The 20,241-nt window shown below is 41.3% G+C and carries 11 protein-coding genes; 6 read left to right on the top strand and 5 right to left on the bottom strand.

What is annotated here, in order from left to right; all coding sequences use genetic code 11:
- Positions 1–76: 76 nt before the first annotated feature.
- The gene (locus SLH46_RS18145) at positions 77–3,019 is read left to right on the top strand and encodes a DEAD/DEAH box helicase (protein ID WP_320282635.1); all 2,943 of its coding nucleotides are present in this window, start codon (positions 77–79) and stop codon (positions 3,017–3,019) included.
- Between the two features lie 77 nt (positions 3,020–3,096).
- Here the strand turns inward: SLH46_RS18145 and SLH46_RS18140 are convergent, their stop codons facing one another.
- Both SLH46_RS18140 and SLH46_RS18135 read right to left on the bottom strand, forming a co-directional pair.
- A complete protein-coding gene (locus SLH46_RS18140) occupies positions 3,097–6,246 on the bottom strand; it encodes a WD40/YVTN/BNR-like repeat-containing protein (RefSeq protein WP_320282634.1) in 3,150 nt (1,049 codons plus the stop codon).
- 304 nt (positions 6,247–6,550) lie between these two features.
- A complete protein-coding gene (locus SLH46_RS18135; RefSeq protein WP_320282633.1) occupies positions 6,551–7,003 on the bottom strand; it encodes a cold-shock protein in 453 nt (150 codons plus the stop codon).
- A gap of 592 nt (positions 7,004–7,595) precedes the next feature.
- Between SLH46_RS18135 and SLH46_RS18130 the strand changes: the two genes are divergently transcribed.
- From SLH46_RS18130 to SLH46_RS18110, 5 genes are all read left to right on the top strand, one after another.
- Positions 7,596–7,850, top strand: coding sequence for an OadG family protein (locus tag SLH46_RS18130; RefSeq protein ID WP_320282632.1), 255 nt, complete (start codon positions 7,596–7,598; stop codon positions 7,848–7,850).
- Positions 7,851–7,987: 137 nt separating this feature from the next.
- Entirely contained in the window at positions 7,988–9,883 is a 1,896-nt protein-coding gene (locus SLH46_RS18125) for a biotin/lipoyl-containing protein (protein ID WP_320282631.1), read from the top strand.
- A 9-nt stretch (positions 9,884–9,892) separates the two neighbouring features.
- Entirely contained in the window at positions 9,893–11,098 is a 1,206-nt protein-coding gene (locus tag SLH46_RS18120; protein ID WP_320282630.1) for a sodium ion-translocating decarboxylase subunit beta, read from the top strand.
- Positions 11,099–11,292: 194 nt separating this feature from the next.
- Positions 11,293–12,087 carry a cation transporter gene (locus tag SLH46_RS18115; protein WP_320282629.1) on the top strand — a complete coding sequence of 265 codons (795 nt, stop codon included), beginning with the start codon at positions 11,293–11,295 and terminating at the stop codon, positions 12,085–12,087.
- 29 nt (positions 12,088–12,116) lie between these two features.
- Positions 12,117–12,773 carry a VOC family protein gene (locus tag SLH46_RS18110; protein WP_320282628.1) on the top strand — a complete coding sequence of 219 codons (657 nt, stop codon included), beginning with the start codon at positions 12,117–12,119 and terminating at the stop codon, positions 12,771–12,773.
- 9 nt (positions 12,774–12,782) lie between these two features.
- Here the strand turns inward: SLH46_RS18110 and SLH46_RS18105 are convergent, their stop codons facing one another.
- From SLH46_RS18105 to SLH46_RS18095, 3 genes are all read right to left on the bottom strand, one after another.
- Positions 12,783–15,326, bottom strand: a complete 2,544-nt coding sequence (locus SLH46_RS18105) for an ATP-binding protein (protein ID WP_320282627.1) — start codon at positions 15,324–15,326, stop codon at positions 12,783–12,785.
- Between the two features lie 242 nt (positions 15,327–15,568).
- Positions 15,569–17,761: a GH92 family glycosyl hydrolase gene (locus SLH46_RS18100; RefSeq protein ID WP_320282626.1), complete on the bottom strand. Its 2,193-nt coding sequence runs from the start codon at positions 17,759–17,761 to the stop codon at positions 15,569–15,571.
- A gap of 104 nt (positions 17,762–17,865) precedes the next feature.
- Positions 17,866–20,103 (bottom strand): GH92 family glycosyl hydrolase, encoded by a 2,238-nt coding sequence (locus SLH46_RS18095; protein ID WP_320282625.1) that lies wholly within the window; start codon positions 20,101–20,103, stop codon positions 17,866–17,868.
- Positions 20,104–20,241 lie beyond the last annotated feature (138 nt).

The following is a 20,241-nucleotide window of genomic DNA, read 5'->3' as shown; positions in this document are numbered from 1 at the left end:
TGAGGTTCTTTTATTACAACCGATACGCCGGATAAAACTAAAAAGTTCTGTGCGTAACTTTTTTTTGACGTATTAAATGGACCGATTCGAATTCATAATAGCTTTAACCGAGCACCGTTATCTGGGCCTTGTTTTTCAACCTTTTTTGATTGAAAAGCAGGAACGTTTTTATACTGTGGTGAATTTGGTAAAACCGCACGACCTGAACGATCCGGAATACACTTTTAAACCTTACGAGAAAGAACTGGTTCAGCTGATTGAAAAATACAGCGATGAGGTGCTGACTAAAAAGTTTTCGCGTGCGACCAGTGTGTCCGATTTTTATGCTTCGTTACGCCCCGGTTATTTCGAAAAACAGGTGATACCTTTTATCGAGAAATGTATGATGCAGGTGAGCTCCATTTTAATGCTCAGCCCGGTGCGTTTGTTTCGTAAAGCGGCAAAATATTCGAATCTTTATGATGAAGATGAAATAAAAGTACCTCCGTTTTTTGCCCGTCCAGAGTTTGAATTTGAGCGCACCGAAACACAAACCCGCTATAAACTGCGCATATTACTTGAGGATAAGGAAATGCTTTTATCAGCACGGTCGGTTGAAGTAGTAACCAACGATCCTTGTTTGTTGATTTACCGAAATCAACTGGTGGCATTCGAAAAACTCAATGCCAAAAAGTTGATGCCTTTTTTCGAGAAGGATTATGTTACCGTACCCAACACCATTGAAGATAAATACTATTCCGGTTTTGTATTGAACACGGTGCGCGACTACGATGTAAAAGCCAAAGGGTTTGAGGTAGTGACTGCTTCGTCGGGCAAAAAGGCGGTGTTGTCGCTTGAGAATAATCTTCAGTACCGACCATGTTTGGTGCTGAATTTTGAATATGGCGACGAAAAATTTCTTCCTGATTCCGACCGTGAAATGGCTGTGAGTGTAAAAAAGCAAAACGGCACATTTGTATATTATAAAACGACTCGGGATTTTTCATGGGAAAAGAAAATTGTGAAGGTGATTAAAAAGACCGGTTTAAAAGTAGATAATGGATCGTATACCTTAAACGGTGTTTCCTTGCTTGAGCCACAGAATGCTCTGTACTTTTTTGTGAACTGGCTTAACGACCAAAAGCCTCGGTTGGAAGAAGTTGGTATTGAGGTGAAGCAGCATCAATTGGAAAAGAAATTCTATACGGGAAGTCAAAAACTGGAGCTAAAAACGCAAACAAAGGGCGATTGGTTTGATGTTTATGCGGTGGTAAAATTTGGCGAATTCAGCATTCCGTTTATTCAGTTGAAGAAATACATTTTGAATGATATTCGCGAGTTTGAATTGCCTAATGGCGAAGTTGCCGTGTTGCCTGAAGAGTGGTTTGCCCGCTACAAAGGACTTCTTCCTTTTGGAAAACAGCAGGGTGAACACATCAAATTTGAGAAACACCATTTTACCTTGCTGCAAAACTCCATTCAGGAAGTCGACAAGGAGGTAAAACTTAAATATGAAAAGCTGGTTAACGCCGAAAAAGAGAGTCCGGCGATGCCTGCGAATTTAAAAGCCAAACTTCGAAATTACCAGGAAGAAGGTTTTAACTGGATGTACGGTTTGTACCGAAACGGGCTGGGTGGTTGTCTTGCCGATGACATGGGGCTTGGAAAAACCCTGCAAACACTTACACTTCTGCTAAAGCTAAAACGGTTAAAGCAGGAAATTAAAATTCATGATCCTGTTGATGCAAGCGGGCAGCGCGATTTGTTTGCCGACGAATCAAAATCGGAGACGGTGGTACAACCGGCCAGTTTAATTGTGGTACCGACATCGTTGGTACACAACTGGAGCAACGAAATACGAAAATTTACGCCGGCGTTAAAGGTTTATCAGCATGTTGGAACGCAGCGCAAAAAAGCCGAGGAACTCGGAAAAGTAGCATCGTATTACGACGTCATAATAACCACTTACGGAACTGTTCGTAACGATATAGATAAAATACGGGGGACCGAATTCTTTTACCTGATTCTGGATGAAAGCCAGTCGATCAAAAACTCCGGTTCGAAAACCTATAAGGCGGTAATGGATCTTAAAGCCCGCCACAAACTGGTAATTACAGGAACGCCAATTGAAAACTCGCTGTCGGATTTGTGGTCGCAAATGAATTTTCTGAATCCCGGAATGTTAGGGAACCTGGCATTTTTCAGGCGGACTTTTATTACGCCGATAGAGAAACACGCCAACGAAGAACAAATGGACAAACTGCAACTAATGATCCGTCCGTTTGTTTTACGACGCAAAAAAGTTGAAGTGGCAAAAGATCTTCCGCCTTTGATGGAAGAAGTTCGGATTTGCCCAATGGCCAGCGAACAGCAAAAATTGTATGAGCAGGAAAAATCAGTTATCAGAAATACAATACTTTCTTCGATTGAAAAAGAAGGGTTGAAAAAATCGCAGTTTGTGGTTTTACAGGGACTTACCAAATTGCGCCAGCTGGCTAATCATCCGTCGCTGGCCGATGAGGAAGCGTCGGAACGATCGGGAAAATTTGACGAGATATTCCGAATGCTAAGCAACCTTGTTGCAGAGAAACATAAAGTGCTTGTATTCTCTTCGTTTGTGACACATCTTGAATTGCTGGAGAAGAAAATTGAAACCGAAAAGTGGAAGTACAGCAAATTAACCGGACAAACCACTAAACGTGAAAATGTGATAAAAGCATTTCAGGAGGATGAAGACAACCGCATATTCCTGATTTCATTAAAAGCCGGTGGAGTGGGATTGAATCTCACCGAAGCCGACTACGTTTTTATCATCGATCCGTGGTGGAATCCGGCAGCCGAAAATCAGGCGATTAACCGTGCTCACCGTATTGGTCAGAACAAACACGTTTTTGTGTATCGTTTTATTACTGAAAATTCAATCGAAGAAAAAATTCAAAAACTAAAAGACCGTAAAAGTTCGCTGGCCGATAAGTTTATCAATTCCAACGATCCATTCGAACAAATTACGCAGGAAGAGATTGTGGAATTGTTTAATTAGGAAATGGGATTTATACATCAAAAAAAGGATGGAACCTTTAAAGATGCCATCCTTTTTTAACTCATTTACTCAGTCACTTAATTACTTTCCAGCTGAATTGCCGGAATTTTTGCTTCCCAAATCATTTTGTTCAGTTTCGGAATTTCAACTTTTTTAATGTTGTTAAATTCAACAAGCTGAATGTTTATAAGCTCTGTAAGTTCTTCTTTTACCTTGTATTCCTGGTCGGTTGGTTTAAAACTGCCCGATGCAATCACTCCGCCAACAGCAGCCAGTTTATTTCCCAATTTTATAGGGTAATTCAACGGATCCTGGTTACTGCGGTTTTTAGTTTGATACAACTCGTTTTCAATTTTATCCATTTGTTTGATGAGGGATTTTGAAAATTCGATTATCTCTTTGTTTGCCGCCGTGTCTAGTTTAGAATTCAATTCATCGAGCTGTGTTTTTGCAGCACGAATATTTATAATTGTTTCATGCGTTTCAGTGATTTTATCCCTGATTTCCATTAGAAGATCAAATTGCTCTTTATAATCAGCATCGGTGGCCGAAAAATTCGGATTTGCCAATAGTTTGAATGGTTTCTCTTGAGTCGATCCATTAACCGTTAATCTTGCTTTGTAATTTCCCGGTACTGCCTCAGGGCCACGAAGACTTCCGCCCCACATAATTAAGCCCGGAAATCCTTTTGCATTAGGGTAACGCAGGTTCCAAACAAACTGGTTTAATCCTTTATCAATTGTCAATTTCCCGAGCGAGAGATCTTCTTTTATCTTTTTATCTTCTGCATCGGTACAAAATGTTTTAATAACCTGCCCATTCGATTCAAGGATTTCAAGCTTGGCGGTAGTTGAATCATTAACTTCTTTGATGTAGAAATCTATCGCTACTCCAGCCGGAGGATTTTGCCCGCTATTACCACCGCCATAACTTCTGCCTCCAACTTTGTATGAATCGCGTTGATCGAACAAAACAAATTCTTTTTCAATGTTCTCTTTGTTCAGTTGTTGTAAAATGGTCAAATCGTCAAGTATCCAGATACTTCGTCCTTGTGTGGCAACAATCAGATCGTTATCCTTAGCCAATAGATCGGTAATGGGAACAACCGGCAGATTTAACTGAAAGGGCTGCCATAACTCACCATCATCAAACGAAATGTACATCCCACTTTCAGTTCCGGCATAAAGCATTCCAGTCCTGTTTTTATCGGCACGGATAACGCGGGTAAAATGGGTCTCGTCAATCCCGTTTGTAATTAACTCCCACGATTCACCATAGTTAGTGGTTTTGTACAGATACGGAGTAAAATCATCGTTTTTGTATGAAGTTGCAGCCACGTATACACCTCCCGCTTCGGTTTGATGTGGTTCAATACTGTTAATCATAGTCCACTCCGGCATAATCGAAGTTGGTGGAGTTACATTTTCCCAGTTATTACCACCGTCTTTTGTAATATGAATCAATCCATCGTCGCTCCCGGTCCAAATTACGTTCTTATCCTGCAATGATTCGCAGGCGGCAAAAATGGTCCCGTAATATTCCACACTGGTATTATCCTTTGTAATTGGGCCGCCCGAAGATCCCATTTTTGTTGTGTCGTTACGGGTTAAATCAGGGCTGATCTGTTCCCAGCTTTGTCCTTCGTTTGTAGTTTTAAAAAGTACCTGAGCAGCTGTAAACAAGGTATTGTCGTCGTGTATTGAAAAGAATATGGGGTAATTCCATTGAAAGCGGTATTTCAAGTCTTTGGCTCCCCAACCCATTGGATTATCCGGCCAAACGTCGACCAAGCGCTCTTCACCAGTTTTATGATTTATTCGCGTTAAATATCCGCCGTATGATCCTCCGTAAACAATATCAGGATTTTTAGGATCTGGTGCGATAAAACCACTTTCTCCTCCCGCAGTTCCTTCCCAGTCGTCTTCGGTAATTCCGCCACCTAAACTTCTGCTTGCTATCCGGACGGTTGAATTATCCTGTTGTGCTGAATAAATATGATAAGGAAACTGGTTGTCGGCTGATAATCTGTAGAATTGAGCAGTTGGCTGGTTCATCATTGATGAAAAGTTTCGAGCACCATCCATACTGATTTGTGCGCCACCATCGTCGCCAATAACCATGTAGTCGGCATTATTTGGATTAATCCATAGATCGTGGTGATCGGAGTGGGGAGTATTAATCGATTTGAAAGAGCTACCTCCGTCCTGTGATACCCAGAACTGAACATTCAGTACATAAACTTTTTCTGCATTTTCAGCGTCGGCATAAATACGGCTGTAATACCAGGCTCTCTGACGCAGGTTGCGATCCGTATTGGTTTTTTGCCAGGTTAAGCCGGCATCGTCGGAACGAAACACACCACCGTCATTATTTTCAACAATCGCCCATAATCGGTTTCTTTTTACCGGAGATGCAGTAATGCCAATAATTCCCAGCGTTCCCTTCGGAAGACCTTTGTTTTCGGAAATGTTGGTCCAGGTGTCGCCACCATCGGTACTTTTCCAAAGTGCCGATCCTTCTCCGCCACTTTCCAGACTGTAAGCCGTTCTCCGCATACGCCAGGTAGAAGCATACAAAACCAGTGGATTAAACGGATCGATGATCAGATCGATAGCACCGGCATCTTCGTTGGCAAAAAGCACCTGTTCCCAGTTATCGCCGCCGTCTTTCGAACGATAAACTCCCCGCTCTTTATTGGGACCAAATACATGACCCAAAACTGCAGCATAAACAATATCAGGATTTTTAGGATGTACCCTGATTCGGGGAATATTCTGACCTTCTTTTAATGCTTTGTATTCCCATGTCTCGCCGGCATCCATCGATTTCCAAATTCCATAACCATAAGAAACGTTTCCGCGAACTGTTTTTTCGCCGCCGCCTACGTAAATAATATTTGGATCCGACGGAGCAACTGTAACTGCGCCAATTGATCCTCCAAAATAACCGTCGGTAATGTTTTTCCAGGTTTGTCCGGCATCCTCGGTTTTCCAAACCCCACCACCGGTAGAGCCGAAATAGTAAAGATCTGGATTATCGGTAACGCCACAAACAGCAGCAGAACGTCCGCCTCTGAAAGGGCCAATATTTCTGTATTTTAAATTGCCGTATACCGAAGAGTCGATTTTTGGAAGCTTCACTTCCTCTTTTTTCTTCCCAAGCGACTGAAAGCTAACAGATAGTAACAGTATTGCCGATATCGACGCTAAAAAGGTTTTGAAAGTCATAATAAAATAGATTTTGTTATTGGTTCTAAATTACAAAATCTACTTTATTATGATAGTATGATGGTGCTTTTTATAGGTATATGTTAATACCGAAAATTAAAGAGCAGATGTTGTGCTCTTATTTCGCGATTATCAGGAGAATCAAAACGATAAACGGATCAGCTGTTTTTTGCCAATGCCGATTATAAGCATTTCTTTTACATGTATTGATGAAATATTGTCTCCAAAGTTCAATACCGCGAACTTTAAATTGTTTCCCGTCTTTGTACTCTTTTCCAGGTAGTTAAGCGAAATATGTTAACCGTTAACCCGAAATTTTCACATTCAGCGCAGTCGGTCCTTTTGCGCCCTGACCTTCTTCGTAGGTAACACGATTTCCTTCTTTAATTTCTCCTTCAACCTCGTTGATGTGAACAAAAATATTCTGGTTGTTCGACAGGTTGCGAATAAAACCATAACCTTTTTGCTCGTTAAAGAAAGTTACAATTCCCTGCTTCTCTTTTGGTTCAGCTTCGCCGTAACCACCTTTTGGTACACTTACATCAATGTCTTCGGCTTTAATTTCTTCTTTAGCCGTTTCTTCTGGTGGAGTGTCGGTAATGTTTCCAAACTCATCAACGTAGGCAATCATATCGTCAAGTCCTGAGTTACCTCCATTTTCTTTTCGGGCCAGCTTTCTGGCTTCTTTTTCTTTCCTTTTCTTCTCTTGTTTTTTTCTAACTTCTTTTTTACCGAATGTTTCTTTTGATCTTCCCATATATGGTTTTAATAATGATTCAAGCTACATGATTGTAGATAGATAATATCATGAAAGCTTATAAATATGTTTTACTGTTGAGCGATAAGATTTTTAAAAGCAAATATCCTAAAGACGGGGATTAGGAGGAAGAGCAATCTTCTTATACCCAAAATCTGAAGCAAAGGTACATTAATTTTATTGACTACATAAATAAACGATTCTGTTTAACCCGATCTGACGAAATTGATAATATACGAATTATGAAATTGATTTTTTATCGAAGAAATGGGGATAAACAGGTCTGAAACTCGCATAAAAACTGAATGTGTAATTTTCACACAAAAAACAAGAACAAATCTAACCTTAATGTTAACTGCCTGATTTTTATGTTGTAAAGCAGGTGGTGAATTTGATTTTTTTTGAAGGCCATATAACTTATTCATATTTAAATATTTGGATATGTAAAAAGAAATATTTCTTTATTGCAACTTTCAAAATGATAGTAAAACGTTAAAAATGCTTACAAAATGAAATCAAAATGATTCTCTATGTGATAATGAAGTATATATTTGCAAGCTTTAAAAAATCAATTCAAACTAAAAAACTAAATATGAACGAAGCTTTAAAATTGATGTTAACGGGCATGAGTACCGTGTTTTTCATCCTGATTATGGTGGTGGTTTTAGGTAATGTGATTATTCGGATTACCAACCGTTTTGAAGTAGCTCCGCTTAGTGCCGCCATACAATCCGGCAGTAAACAATCAGAGCTTGAGTCATCGAAATTGGCTGCGATTGTTTCAGCAGTTCAAATTACAACCAAAGGAAAAGGAAGAGTAACATCAGTAGAGAAAATGAGTGACTAGTAAATTGATACCAACTTCTGAAGCTTTTTCCAAGAGGCGATTCGACAAACCAAACAGAATAGAGCAAATGAAAGGAAAAACAGAAGTGAAGAAGTAAACGGTATCTCATTTATCCAATAAAACCAAAATAACCAGAAATGAAGAAAGAAATTAAATTCAGCTTGCTGTATAGAGATATGTGGCAGTCTTCAGGGAAATACGTTCCCAAAGTAGAACAATTAGAAAAAGTTGCACCCGCAATTATCGATATGGGTTGTTTCGACAGGGTCGAGACCAATGGTGGGGGATTTGAGCAGATCAACCTTTTATTTGGCGAAAATCCAAACATTGCCAACCGCAGATGGACACAACCTTTTAACGATGCCGGTATTCAAACGCACATGTTAGAGCGTGCTTTGAATGGTATTCGTATGAGCCCGGTTCCTGCCGACGTACGTAAACTGATGTTTAAAGTTAAGAAGTTGCAGGGAACTGATATTGCCCGTTCATTCTGTGGTTTGAACGATCCGCGTAACCTCGAAAACTCGATTAAGTTTGCCAAACAAGGTGGAATGATTTCGCAGGCAGCTTTGAGTTTAACTATTTCAGAAGTTCATACGGTTGAATATTACACCGAACTTGCGAACACGTTAATTGAAATGGGTGCCGACGAGATCTGTGTAAAAGACATGGCCGGTATCGGTCGTCCAGCTTTTATCGGGAAAATCATTAAGAATATAAAAACTACACATCCAAAAACTACTGTTCAGTACCATGGTCACTCTGGTCCCGGTTTCTCAATGGCAAGTATTTTAGAGGCTGCACGCGCTGGCGTTGATTATGTCGATGTTGCTATGGAACCACTGTCGTGGGGTACCGGTCACGCCGATGTGTTGGCTGTTCAAGGTATGTTAAAAGATGCCGGTTATGCCGTTAAAGATGTGAACATGAAAGCCTACATGGAAGTACGCTCGATGACACAGGAGTTTGTCGACGATTTCCTTGGTTACTACATCAATCCGAAAAACCGTCACATGAACTCGTTGCTGATTGGTTCCGGTCTTCCTGGTGGAATGATGGGTAGTTTAATGGCCGACCTGGGTAACAACCTCGAGAGCCTGAACAAATGGCTGATAAAACGCAATAAACCAACCTTAACTCAGGACGATCTGTTGATCAAACTGTTTGAGGAAGTAGAATATATCTGGCCAAAACTAGGTTATCCACCGCTGGTAACTCCATTTAGTCAGTACGTGAAAAACCTTGCACTTATGAATGTGTTGCAGGTAATTAAAGGCCGTGAGCGCTGGAGTATGATCGCCGATAATATCTGGGATATGATCATCGGTAAATCAGGAAAACTTCCGGGAGAATTAGCTCCTGAAATTGTTGAGCTGGCAAAAGCAAGCGGAAAAGAATTTTTTACCGGCGTTCCTCAGGATTTGTATCCTGATAACCTGGATGTGTTCAAAAAAGAAATGGACGATAACGGGTGGGATTACGGTCAGGACGACGAAGAGTTGCTTGAAATGGCAATGCACCCTGAGCAATATCGTGCTTACAAATCGGGTAAAGCAAAAGCCGATTTTGAAGCCGACCTCGCTGAGAAGAAAGCTGCTGCAGAACCAAAACCTGAGGTTGTAGAAGTTCCTGCTGGTGCATTCGAACCAAAATCGATGATTATTGATGTAAACGGTGAGAAGTTTAAAGTTGGTGTTAGCTACGATGAGATAGTTGAAGCGACTGCTCCGGCCACAAATGGAAATGGTACAAACGGATCGGCAGCGAAAGCAGAAGCTGCTCCTGCAGCAAACGGAAATGTAGCTGCAGAGGTAATTGCACCGCTCGAAGGAAAATTCATGTTAACAAAAGATACATCGGAAACAGCACTAAAAGTAGGAGATAAAGTAAAAGAGGGTGACCTGGTTTGCTACATCGAATCGATGAAAACCTACAATGCTGTGGTTGCCGAAAGCGACGGAACAGTGGTTGGCATTTTAAAAGCCAATGGCGATAACGTTGATGAAGATGATGTTTTGGTACAACTGTCATAAACCAGCTTTATGGAGATTTTATCAGAACTGTTTAACATGACCGCACTGGGCGATATCACCTACCAGACACTGATCATGTGGGCGATAGCGTTTGTGCTGCTTTATCTTGGGATAAAGAAGGGATACGAGCCACTGCTGCTTGTTCCCATTGCATTTGGTGTGTTGCTGGCCAATTTTCCCGGGGGACAAATGGGAGTTGTTAATCCCGAGTTGATTGAGCTGGAAGGACACCGTTATATGAACCTGTTTGAAATTGCGCACGAATACGGGATTATGAATTACCTGTATTATTCGCTGATCAAAACCGGCTTGCTGCCTCCTGTAATTTTTATGGGAGTTGGCGTACTCACCGATTTTGGCCCGATGTTGCGTAACCTTAAACTTGCATTGTTTGGTGCCGCTGCACAGATTGGTATTTTCACCATTCTTCTTGGTGCTATTGCTGTAGGATTTACTCCGAAAGAAGCTGCTTCGCTTGGTATTATTGGTGGTGCCGATGGCCCAACCGCTATTTACACTACCATTAAACTGGCTCCGCACTTGCTCGGACCGATTGCAATTGCTGCTTATTCGTACATGGCGCTGGTGCCTGTTATTATACCGTTGGTTTCAAAATTGTTGATCACGAAAAAGGAGTTCACCATCAACATGAAACAAATGGAGAAACAGTATCCTGCAAAAGTTCAGATCAAGAATATGAAAGCTGCCAAAATTATTTTCCCTATTGCTTTGGGAACATTGGCTGCGATTATGGTGCCATCTTCGGTGCCACTGTTAGGAATGTTACTGTTTGGTAACCTGATTAAAGAGGTTGGCTCGTCTACAAGCCGTTTGGCCGACGCTGCTCAGGGACCGATCATGAACACCGCAACTATTTTCCTTGGTCTTACCGTAGGTGCTACCATGACTGCTGAAGTATTCCTTTCGGCAAAAACACTTGGTATTGTGGTTGGAGGTTTTGTGGCCTTTGCTATTTCAATTGCCGGTGGAATTTTTGCAGTGAAACTCGTAAACATGTTCAGCAAGAAAAAGATCAACCCGCTTATTGGAGCAACCGGACTGAGTGCCGTACCAATGGCCTCGCGTGTGGCGAATGAGCTGGCGTTAAAATACGACAAAAAGAACCACATTCTTCAGTATTGTATGGCCAGTAACATTTCCGGAGTAATCGGCTCGGCTGTTGCTGCAGGGGTGCTTATTTCGTTTTTAATGTAGACTAAACCAGTACTTTAGTTATAATTAGAATTTGATATTAGGGGAAGCCGCAAGGTTTCCCCTTTTTTTGGTTTGCTATTCAACAGGTGACTTCAAGTCACCTGCTGAATCTGCACTAAAACAATTGTTGGGTATGTAGTGTTTGTAGCAATAGATATTCAGATGTCCGTATCAATTTCCAAAAGAGTTAAATTATGGAAAAAACAATTTTTGAGATCACAAAAATGGATTGTCCTTCGGAGGAAAATTTAATCCGAATGAAACTGGATGGCATTTCGGGTATTAAAAACCTGGATTTCGACATCGCGAACCGTAAACTAACTGTTTTTCACATTGGTCAAATTGAGCTAATCGAAAAATCGATAGCAGAATTGAATTTAGGTGGACAAAAATTAACTACTGAACAGACTGATGAATCAGGATTTGAAGAACATTCCAATCAACGCAAACTACTCTGGACAGTTCTTGCCATCAATTTTGCTTTTTTTATTATTGAAATGACCACCGGCTTGTTCTCAAAATCGATGGGATTGGTAGCCGACAGTGTAGATATGCTTGCCGACTCATTTGTTTATGGCATCAGTTTGTTTGCTGTTGGCGGTACGCTGATCCGCAAAAAACGAATTGCAAAACTTGCCGGATATTTCCAGATATTATTGGCCGTAATTGGTTTTGCTGAAGTAGTAAGACGATTTTTAGCTGCGGAAAAAATGCCCGACTTTTCGACTATGATTGTCATTTCCATTTTTGCCCTAATTGCAAATGGTGTTTGTTTGTATTTACTGCAGAAATCGAAAAGCAAGCATGAAGCACACATGAAAGCCAGTATGATTTTTACGTCGAACGATGTGATTATTAACCTGGGTGTTATTGCTGCCGGACTTCTGGTTAACTGGCTCAATTCAAATAAACCCGACTTAATTATCGGGGCTATTGTTTTTGTGTTGGTCATTCAGGGGGCTGTCAGAATTTTAAAGGTGGGGAAATAAAAGAATTGAAATTACGTGACAAAACTCCGATGAAAATTCTCGAACTGGAAATACCGACAAATAATCTCGAACAAACAAAACGATTTTATACCGATGTGCTGGAGTTAAAAGTTGCAGAATCGACTGCTAACTCTGTTACTTTTTTAGCCGGCTACTCTCGCTTACGTTTTACTGAATCTGATAACAAAAACAGGAACTACCATTTTGCATTTAATATTCCGTGCAACAAAATTGATGAGGCTTTAAAGTGGTTATCTACAAAGTGTGAAGTAATTAAAAACTCAGCCGGAGAGCTCATCACAGTCTTTAAGAATTGGAATGCACATTCCATTTATTTTTACGATGCCAGTAATAACATTCTCGAATTTATAGCCCGCCACGATCTGGAAAACACATCTGATCAATACTTTGGAAGAAAAGATATTTTATCGATTAGCGAAGTTGGAATTGTAGACGATAAACCACTGGATTTAGCGGAAAATCTGATTGAAGAAGAAGGATTGTCTTATTTTGCGAGAGGGCCAAAACGTGAAGACTTTGTAGCATTGGGCGACGACAACGGACTGATCGTAATCTCTGGTTCGGAACGGAATTGGTATCCAACCGACCACCCGGCGGAAAGAGACGAGTTAAAAATGAAACTGGAAGTAAATAATGCTACGCGGGAAATAACCATTTCCACTTGAGTGAACACCTCATTTTGAATTTAAATGTTTGCTAAGCACAGCCAGCATGTTTTCTTTTTGAATCGGTTTTTCAATAAAATCATCGCATCCGGCGGCAAAAGCTTTTTCTTTATCCTGACCGGAAACATAGGCCGTTTGCGCAATTACCTTGATAGCAGGAAATGTCTCCTTAATCTTTTTTGTGGCTTCGTAACCGCTGATATCGGGTAGCCCAATATCCATAAGTACAAGGTTGGGCTTTTTTTCTTTGGTTAGTTCCACTGCTTCTTCGCCGTATTCGGTATGCAATAGTTGAAGCCCGGTGTCGGCAAGCATCTTCTGGATTAAATGTGTATTGGCCAGGTTATCTTCCACCAGCAAAATGGTTTGTTTGTTAAAACTGTAGGTTTCATTTATTGCAGCCGTGTGTACCTCTATTTTGTTTTTTTCACCTTTTACATACGGAATGGAAAAATAGAAAGTAGTTCCACCTGCTTTTCCCGTTGTCAGATCTTCAAGTTCCGACTCCATCCGGATAGAGCCGTTTAACAGGTTCAAAAGTCCTTTTACTATTGAAAGTCCCAGACCTGTACCGCCATACATATTTTTCTTATCGGTGTTTAGCTGGGTAAAGCGTTCAAAAATAGCTTCCTGTTTATCGGGTGGAATTCCGGAGCCGGTATCACTAACATAAAATTCGACATTATTACCTGACACCTTGCAGCCAACAACAATTTTTCCCTTGTCGGTAAATTTAAATGCGTTACTAATAAGGTTAATAAGAATTTGCTGCAACTTCCCTTTGTCGGTAACTATTGTAGTGTTTTGGTTGCTTGTCAGTTCCAGTATAAAATCGATGTGCTTTTTGTCAATGTGGCGCTTGAATTCATTAAAAAAGCTGTGTAGTTCATCAAACAGGTCGGCCAGCTCGAAGGTTTCCTCTTTTAGCGGCAATTGCCCCGATTCAATTTTGGCAATATCAAGAATGTCTTCAATAATTTTCAGCAGGTTTTTGCAGCTTTGATTAATAATGGCAGAGAATTGTTCCAACTGCGGCTTATTGTCGTAAAAGTCCACCATCAACGACGAGAATCCCATTATGGCATTCATCGGTGTTCTTATCTCGTGGCTCATGTTATGCAGGAAAGCCGATTTTAGGTTGTTGCTTTCCTCGGCCTGCTCTTTGGCGATTATAAGTGCTTTTTCAGCCTTCTTGCGCTCAGTAATATCGTGAATAACGGAATGGATTACCGCCCTGTTTTCAATCTCGATGATACTGCTAAAAACTTCAACATCGCGTATTTTATTATTTTTCAGGCGATGTTTAAATTCAAATCGTATACTTCCTTGCTTGCGCAATTTCCGCAGTTCGTTATCAATTTTTTCTTTTGAGTAAGTATTGATCTCGTCAATTGTCATTCTGCGCAGTTCTTCCCTCGACCATTCATAAAATTTACTGGCCGATTTATTCGCATCGATTATCTCCGATGTTATCGGATCAATCAATAATTTTATGGCAGAATGCTCTTCAAATAATTTCCGGAACTTCTCTTCACTCTTCAGTAAAGTCTTTTCTGCTTCCCGTCGTTGTTTCTCCACCTTTAAAACATTGCGGACTTTTGCCAGCGAATAAAAATAAAATGCCAGCGCGATGAGCAACAGGACGAATGCTATAAACGAGTGATTCCGAAAACGCATTAACACATCGAAAATGTCGGATTCGGGCGATGAAATCAGAATGGTCCAATAGGTATTTCCCAGCGTGGTGCGATAGAAGGTTACATATTGGTCAACTAATGAGGCCTCTCCATGGCTCTTTTCCAGTTCGTGAAAACTTTTTACTACTCCGCTGCTATCGCGGGCAACACTTTCCATCAGGAGCTCGGCCTGTTCATCGTGATAGGTATTGTCGAGAAAAGTATGGCCGGTATGTCCTTCCACCGAACAATAAATTTCGGTTCCGTTTTTACTCAAAATCCAGGCCTGACCGGTGCCAATGCTTTTTAAATTTCCGAGGTATTGTTTTCCCAGTTTGTCCATCGGAATCAGAATTGCAAGACTTCCTACAAATGTAGAGTCCTTAAAAACGGGTACATGACAGGCAATACTTAAATAGCCCTGAACCGACATAAATACATCGCTGAAAACCGGTTTGTGCGTTGCAAGAACCTCTTTCACGTGATCCTGGTAAGATATATCCTTTCCAAGTACAGATTTTTCCGGGTAGCTGGACACAATAATTCCGGACGAATCGATTCTGGAAATTGTCGCCAAAATAGTATTATGAGCGTCATAATATTTTTGCATTATTTCTTCACTCTTCTTGGTGGTGTTAATAACATCATCCAGCGAGGCGAGAAAATATAAATCGGATTCAGAATCTTTGATAAAAGATGTGATCCCGTTTGAGGCTGATCGGGCCAATATTAATTGTTCGTTGTTGTACTCATTTATGGTACGGATTTTTATGTTGCGGTATACCAAAAAGAAAACAACAGAAAACACGGCAAGCATTATGGGTATGAACAGGTACCGATGAAGTGTTTTTATTTTTGTTATTAACGAATTTTCCATGGTTGCCGCATCTTGCCAATGTTATATTTTGTAACGGGTAAAGGGTTGTTGTTGAGTTCTAAAACTAGTTAGAATTCTTATGGTACACAACATCAGGCAAATAAATTTTGTTTAAAACAAAATCTGTTAAACTTAATTTTTTGCGATGGAGAAATTTTTGGCAGAAATAAGCTGTTTCTGAGCGTGAACTCAAAATCTGCTTGCAAAGGGGGCGGAAAATAAAATTTATAAGGTACTTGAAGTTATTTTGGCGAATTACTCATGGTAAATATTAACTCTCCACCTTCCATAAGTTGTTGGTGAGTGATAAAATTTTCGGTCAGCGCTTTGCCATTCAGCGTTACCGATTGTACATACACATTTTCCTTACTGTTGTTTTCGGCTTTTATGGTAAATGTTTTTCCATTTGGCAGATCGATTATCGCTTCATCCAGTGAAGGACTGCCCAAATAATAAACACCGTTTGCCGGATTTACAGGATAAAATCCCATTGAGGCAAACACGTACCACGCCGACATTTGACCACAGTCTTCGTTTCCGCAATAGCCATCGGGTTTGTTTGAATATTGTGTTTCGATAATTTCGCGCACATATTTTTGTCCTTTCTCAGGTTGATCGGTAAAGTTGTACAGAAACGGAACATGATGACTGGGTTCGTTACCGTGTGCATATTGCCCGATCATTCCCGTGCTAAAAATTGGCAAATCATCATCAGCTGCAGGGTAGTAGGTAAACATGCTGTCGAGTAATTCGGTGAATCGCTCTTTCCTCATCAAATCTCGAAATCCTTCAATGTTGTGCTGAGCCGCAAAAAGGTAATGCCATGCGTTACTTTCGCAATATACATTTGTATATTCTTTCGAAACGAAAGGCTCTAAAAAGTTACCGTCGATATCTTTTGCCCGGAAGAAATTGGTTTTTTCGTCGTAAAGGTTTTTCCAGTTATCGGCTCTTTTCGAGAAAAGTGCATAATCCTGCTCTTTCCCCAGAGTTTTCGCAAATTGAGCGATGCACCAGTCGTCGTAAGCATATTCCAGTGTTTTCGATACCGACCAGTTTTCGCCTTTCTCGCTAAACGGAACATAGCCGTATTTTCGGTACAATTCCATTTCTTCCGAATCATTCATACCCGAGGCACGGCAAGCTGCATAAGCTTTTTCGGCGTTCATTGGCAGGCCCTTAAAATACGCATCAACTATTACAGGAACGGCGTGGTACCCGATCATCATATTCGTTTCATTTCCGGCCATCGACCAAACAGGTAACAATCCGGTTTCATCGTAATGCGCCAATATCGATTGGATCATATTTTCAACCTCATCGGGGCAAACAATCGTGTAAAGCGGATGCGCTGCACGGTAGGTATCCCATAACGAAAAAGTATCGTAGCGTTTAAATCCGTCGGCAACCTTTGGCTTTTGATCGGCACCTTTGTAAGTCCCGTCAACATCGCTTAACAAACTTGGCGTAAGAAACAGGTGATAGAAGTTGGTGTAAAATACCTCCTTTTGGTAATCACTTCCCTCAACTCTAATTGATGAAAGTTGCTCTTCCCATTTTTTATCGGCTGCTGCACGTACTGCATCAAAATCCCAATGATTGAGTTCGGCCTGCATATTTCTTCGCGCTCCTTCAACCGATGCGGACGATAGTGCAACTTTAACCAAAATTTGCTCACCTTCAGTGGTGCTGAATGTGGTTTCGAAACGTGCATTTTTACCGCTAACTTCCGTATCATTTTGCATATCGGATTCAGGAGTTAATGCAATATTTTCAAATGGTTTTGAGAATTCAGCAACAAAAAATACATGCTGAACATTGGCCCAGCCGGTTGACTTGCGAACTCCCGAAATTGAATGGTCGTTTTCGATTTTAATTGTTGTTTCGGTTGGAGCATCCCAGTTTAGAGCATAGCCCAAATCAAGGATGATCTTACTTTGTACGTCTTCCGGAAAAGTGTAACGGTGCATGCCAACACGATCGGTAGTTGTCAATTCTGCTTCAATACCCGAGCTTTCCAAAAGTACTTTATAATAACCGGGCGAGGCTTCTTCCTTCTCGTGACTGAATTTCGAGTAAGGACGGTAAGCCTTTTGATTCGGCCATAGATCGTCGGTAAAACGCGAGTTAGTGGGGAACAACAACAGATCGTACATATCGCCGGCACCAGTGCCGCTTAAATGCGTGTGGCTAAAACCTGCAATGGTGGAGTCGGGCCAAAAATAACCGGCAATACGATCCCAGCCACCAATACCATTATCAGGACTGAGTTGCACCATCCCAAACGGAACAACAGCACCGGGATAAGTATTTCCCGGCCCGTCGGTACCCACAAATGTGTTTACGTATTGTGTGAGGTTTTCAGTGTTTGGTGTTTCCTTTTTAGTGCAGGCTAACAAAGCAATTGCCAGAAATAGTATTGATAGTTGTTTCATTGGTTCCTTTTTTCTGTCATTTCGATCCGTCAGTTGACGGAGAGAAATCTGTTCCTTAATGTTAGAGATTTCTCCTCCTCCGTCGTCGAAATGACAGGAGTATGTTACTGCTTAATCTCCAAAACGCCGCCTTTAACCAAATCAGCGTGGTTGATAAAAAACGCTTTTTGTTTTTTACCGTTCAGCGAGATGCTGCTGATTTTGTCTCCCGAACCACTTTTTTTAATTACAATTTCCGATCCCGGGTAGAAATTCTGATCCAGCTGAATTGTCACTTCATCGAAAACCGGCGAGGCGATGGCATAATTCATATCGCCAGGTAAAACAGGGTAAATTCCCATCATTGAATACACGATCCATGTCGACATGGTGCCGGTGTCGTCGTTACCCGGTAAACCACCGGGAGCGTTTTTAAAGTAGGTTGCCATCAATCGGTTCAGCTCTTTTTGGGTGCGCCATTCTTCACCTTTCACATAGTTGAAAAGCCATGGATAATGAATATCGGGTTCGTTCGCCATATCAAAATGTCCTTCGTCGAAAATGGCCTGCAATTTTTTTACAAAGTTCTTTTTACCGCCGTTTAGCGCGATCATACCATCCATATCGTGGTGTGCACAAAATGTATACTGGTAGGCATTTCCTTCGTGGAAACCCGGACTTGGCTCAAAATTCTCTCCCTGTCGCGGATTAAATTCGGGCATAAATTCGCCATTCTCCAGTTTCGGGCGGATAATTCCAAACTCCTTGTCGTAGTACTTTTTATAGCCTTGCGATTGTTTTAGAAAACGGTCGTAATCATCTTCTTTACCCAAATCTTTGGCTAGTTGTGCCAGGTTCCAGTCGGCAATATAATACTCCAGTGCATGAGACACCGAGTTATCATACTGCGCCACTAAAGGCACATAACCATGCGAAATATAATGGTCGATATCCGGACGAATTTTGTTTTCGGCGCCGGGTGTAGTTGCCGATTTATACATGGCCCCGTATGCTTTTTCAACATCAAAATCCTTTATGCCGCGAAACCAGCTATCAACAATCACCGGTAGCGCCGGGTCGCCTTCCATTACATGTGTTTCGGTGCTGTTTAGTTCCCAGCGCGGCAGCCAGCCGCTTTCGTCGTACATTTCTATCATCGATTGTACCACATTTAATTGTTGCTGCGGAAATGCCAGACTCATAAACGGATGCAGGTTGCGGTACGTATCCCACAACGAAAATACGGTGTAACGCTCGCCATTCGGGTGTGTTTTTATCTCGAACGATTCCATGGCCGGATACTGTCCGTTTACATCGCTTAAAATATTCGGGTGAATCTGAATATGATACAAACCTGTGTAGAATACTGTTTTCTGATCATCGGTTCCACCTTTTACCGTAATTGTTGAAAGTGCTTCGTTCCACTTTTCTTCCGCTTGTTTGCGGGTAGCGTCAAAATCAAATTTTTTCGATTCGAAATTTAAATTCAATCGGGCATTTTCGATACTCACATACGAAATTCCGACTTCTACAAGAATCTCTTCGTTGGCATCGGTGTTAAAAGTAAACCAGCTACCAATGCTGTCGCCGGCCATTTCTGCCTGAAAATTTTTGTAGTATTTAATTTTATCGCTGGTTGCCGACCAGTTTGCTTCCGGACCCATTTTGGGCATCTTTTTCCACACGCCGAATTCTTCTGCAGGTTTGCTAAAACGCGCTACAAAATATACCGGGCGTTCAGTGCCGTCGTTGTAACAGAACGTTCCGGTCATGCGCCAGCCTTCAATTTCGCGGTTATTTACAATTTTTATGGAGGAGCCGCTTTCGTTGGTCAAACCATTACCAAGGTCGATAAGAATATTTGATTGTCCGGCAGGGAAAGTAAAACGGCTGATGCCTGTTCGTTCCGTCGCCGACACTTCTGTTTTAATGTCGTATTTATTCAGGTAAGTAGAATAATATCCCGGGTGAGCCACTTGCTCAGTCATCTCGGAACCATATTCACGATGATCGCCGTTTACCTGGCCGGTTGTTGGCATCAAAAGAATAACACCTAACTCCGGACAGCCAACACCACTCAGGTTAACGTGCGAATAGCCGGTAAAATATTTATTGTCCCACGAATAGGGTGTCGACCACCAACCATCGTCTTTGTCGCGTTTATTTAACGGCGAGTTGCCACTAACGTTAAACGGTACTACCGATACCATCCCGCGCGGCACCACCGCTCCCGGGTTGGTTGTTCCGTAGTTGGTTGTCCCGATAAACGGATTTACCCAATCTGCCGGTGCTTGTGCCGAAATCGAGTAGGCACAAAACAAAAATGCGAACACTTGGAGGCTTATCTTCTGTAGATTATTCATATTGGTGTCGTAGTTTTTAAAATATTTTATAAAGTACAAATATAAAAATATCTTTAGCTAAGAATATCGAATGAGACAATAATCATGTTTTAGTTCTTATCAATTTTGTTTTTGGTTTATCATCGCTATCTGTTATGT

The organism is Draconibacterium sp. IB214405 (assembly GCF_033963885.1).
Lineage (GTDB): Bacteria > Bacteroidota > Bacteroidia > Bacteroidales > Prolixibacteraceae > Draconibacterium.
Note: the sequence above shows the minus strand (reverse complement) of the source record. Positions and strands in the feature narration are given on the sequence as shown.

Coding starts and splice junctions, on each gene's coding strand:
- SLH46_RS18125 (WP_320282631.1), top strand. CDS start 7,988: ATGAAGAAAGAAATTAAATTCAGCTTGCTGTATAGAGATATGTGGCAG.
- SLH46_RS18130 (WP_320282632.1), top strand. CDS start 7,596: ATGAACGAAGCTTTAAAATTGATGTTAACGGGCATGAGTACCGTGTTT.
- SLH46_RS18120 (WP_320282630.1), top strand. CDS start 9,893: ATGGAGATTTTATCAGAACTGTTTAACATGACCGCACTGGGCGATATC.
- SLH46_RS18095 (WP_320282625.1), bottom strand. CDS start 20,103: ATGAATAATCTACAGAAGATAAGCCTCCAAGTGTTCGCATTTTTGTTT.
- SLH46_RS18115 (WP_320282629.1), top strand. CDS start 11,293: ATGGAAAAAACAATTTTTGAGATCACAAAAATGGATTGTCCTTCGGAG.
- SLH46_RS18145 (WP_320282635.1), top strand. CDS start 77: ATGGACCGATTCGAATTCATAATAGCTTTAACCGAGCACCGTTATCTG.
- SLH46_RS18110 (WP_320282628.1), top strand. CDS start 12,117: ATGAAAATTCTCGAACTGGAAATACCGACAAATAATCTCGAACAAACA.
- SLH46_RS18105 (WP_320282627.1), bottom strand. CDS start 15,326: ATGGAAAATTCGTTAATAACAAAAATAAAAACACTTCATCGGTACCTG.
- SLH46_RS18100 (WP_320282626.1), bottom strand. CDS start 17,761: ATGAAACAACTATCAATACTATTTCTGGCAATTGCTTTGTTAGCCTGC.
- SLH46_RS18140 (WP_320282634.1), bottom strand. CDS start 6,246: ATGACTTTCAAAACCTTTTTAGCGTCGATATCGGCAATACTGTTACTA.
- SLH46_RS18135 (WP_320282633.1), bottom strand. CDS start 7,003: ATGGGAAGATCAAAAGAAACATTCGGTAAAAAAGAAGTTAGAAAAAAA.